At 66.1% G+C, this 2,420-nt stretch carries 2 protein-coding genes; one reads left to right on the plus strand and one right to left on the minus strand.

Annotated features, from left to right (window positions below; translation table 11 throughout):
* Positions 1 to 1,485: translation elongation factor 4 (gene lepA / locus VF139_02295; protein HEX6850209.1), on the minus strand; the 1,485-nt coding region annotated here is incomplete at its 3' end.
* 91 nt (positions 1,486 to 1,576) lie between these two features.
* On the opposite strand from lepA, the gene VF139_02300 reads away from it, so the two are divergent.
* The gene (locus VF139_02300; protein HEX6850210.1) at positions 1,577 to 2,335 is read left to right on the plus strand and encodes a hypothetical protein; all 759 of its coding nucleotides are present in this window, start codon (positions 1,577 to 1,579) and stop codon (positions 2,333 to 2,335) included.
* Positions 2,336 to 2,420 lie beyond the last annotated feature (85 nt).

The raw sequence follows: 2,420 nt of genomic DNA on the forward strand, positions 1-2,420 counted from the left end.
GATCGGGTCGCCGTTGACGAGCAGGTCCATCTTCACCAGGCGGTCGGGCTTGTAGCCGGCGAGGTGGTAGTCGAGCGAGGCGTAGCCGCGGGAGATCGACTTCAGCTTGTCGAAGAAGTCGAGGACGATCTCGTTGAGCGGCAGGTCGTATTCCAGGAGCACGCGCGTCTTCGAGAGGTACGACAGCTTCTTCTGCACGCCGCGCCGCTCGTCGCACAGCTTGAGGATGTTCCCGATGTACTCCGGCGGCGTGATGATGATCGCCGTGATGATCGGCTCCTCGATCGTCTCGATGTTGCCGGTCGGCGGGAGCTTCGCGGGGCTGTGGACCTCGAAGGTCTCGCCCTTGGTCGTCGTCACCCGGTAGGAGACGCCGGGCGCGGTCGTGACGAGGTCGAGGTTGAACTCGCGCTCGAGGCGCTCCTGCACGATCTCCATGTGCAGAAGGCCCAGGAACCCGCAGCGGAATCCGAAGCCCAGCGCCCCCGACGACTCCGGCTCGTAGGAGAAGGACGAGTCGTTGAGGCGCAGCTTCTCCATCGCGTCGCGGAGGTCCTCGTATTGCGCGGAGTCCGTCGGGTAGAGCCCCGCGAAGACCATCGGCTTGACCTCGCGGAAGCCCGGGAACGGGGTCGCCGTCGGATTGCGCGCGTCGGTGACGGTGTCGCCGATCTGGCAGTCGCTGATCTTCTTGATGTTCGGGACGAGGAAACCCACCTCGCCCACCGACAGCGAGGTGCGCGGCTCGGCCTTCGGCGAGAAGACCCCCATGTCCTCGATGTCGTAGGTCCCGCCGGTGGCCATGAGCTTGATCCGCATCCCCTTGGTGAACTCGCCGTCGACCACGCGCACGAGGACGACGACGCCGCGGTAGGCGTCGTACCAGGAGTCGAAGATCAGGGCCTTGGGCGGGGCGTCGAAGTCCCCCTTCGGGGCCGGCACGAGCTCGACGATCGCCTCGAGGATCTCGTCGATGCCGATCCCTTCCTTCGCCGACGCGGGGATCGCGTGCGCGGCGTCGATCCCGATGATGTGCTCGATCTGCTCTTTGGTGCGCTCGATGTCGGCGCCCGGGAGGTCGATCTTGTTGAGGACGGGGATGACCTCGAGCTCGTTTTCGACCGCGAGGTAGGTGTTCGCGAGCGTCTGCGCCTCGACCCCCTGGCTCGCGTCGACGATGAGCAGCGCCCCTTCGCACGCGGCGAGCGAGCGCGAGACCTCGTAGTTGAAGTCGACGTGCCCGGGCGTGTCGATGAGGTTGAGGATGTATTCGTTCCCGTCCTTCGCCTTGTAGGGAATCGTGACCGAGTGGGCCTTGATCGTGATCCCGCGCTCGCGCTCGAGGTCCATCGCGTCGAGCATCTGCTCGGACATGTCGCGCTCGGCGACGGCCCCCGTGCGCTGGAGCAGGCGGTCCGAGAGGGTCGTCTTCCCGTGGTCGATGTGCGCGATGATCGAGAAGTTGCGGATGCGCTCGGACTTCATGGGCGGGAAGACCCTTTCCTTTCAACGGGTTCGGGAACGACGCAGTATAGCAACCCGCCCCCCGGTGGTACCGTAACGGCCGGAGGTTCGCATGAAGCGGATGAAGATCCTCGCGGCGGCGGCCGCGCTCCTGGGCCTGGCCGTCACGCCGGTCGCGGCCCAGACGGCCGAGGAAATCGTCGGGAAGTACCACGACGCGATGGGCGGGGTCGCCAAGGTGAAAAGCCTCGAGACCGTGCGCATGACGGGGAAGACCGTCGTCGGCGGCGGCCAGGAGGCCGGCTTCATCCTCGAACGGAAGCGGCCGAGCGCCGTCCGCAGCGAGATCGAGTTCATGGGGACGGTGAACGTCCAGGCCTTCGACGGGGAGAGCGCCTGGCAATACATGCCGGTGATGGGGATGACCGAGCCCGAGGCCTTCCCCCCCGAGGACTCCAAGGAAGCCAAGGAACAGGCCGACTTCGACGGGCCCCTGGTGGACTGGAAGGAGAAGGGCGTCAAGCTCGAGTACCTCGGCAAGGAGGCGTACGACGGCAAGGACTGCCACAAGCTCCGGATCACGGAGAAGGACGGCTCCTCCCGGATCTACTTCCTCGACGTCGCGACGAACCTCCTCGTGCGCGAGACCGCCAAGGCCCCGGCCGACGGCGGGGAGCGGGACGTCGAGGTCCTCTACCGCGACTGGCGCGACGTCGGCGGGTTCAAGTTCCCGTTCGAGCTGGAGTCGCGCGTGGTGGACGGACCGCCCGGGCAGCTGCTGAAGTTCGAGAAGATCGAGCCGAACGTCCCGCTCGACGCGGCGCGCTTCAAGATGCCGCCGAAGCCCGCGCCGGTTCCGGAGGAGAAATAGGGACGGTCACCGTATTTCGACAAATGGGGACAGCAACCTATTTCGCTGATCCCTGGAAACAGGAAGGGGTCGGGATCCCTGGTGC

The organism is Candidatus Polarisedimenticolaceae bacterium (genome assembly GCA_036376135.1).
In the GTDB taxonomy this organism is placed as follows: domain Bacteria; phylum Acidobacteriota; class Polarisedimenticolia; order Polarisedimenticolales; family DASRJG01; genus DASVAW01.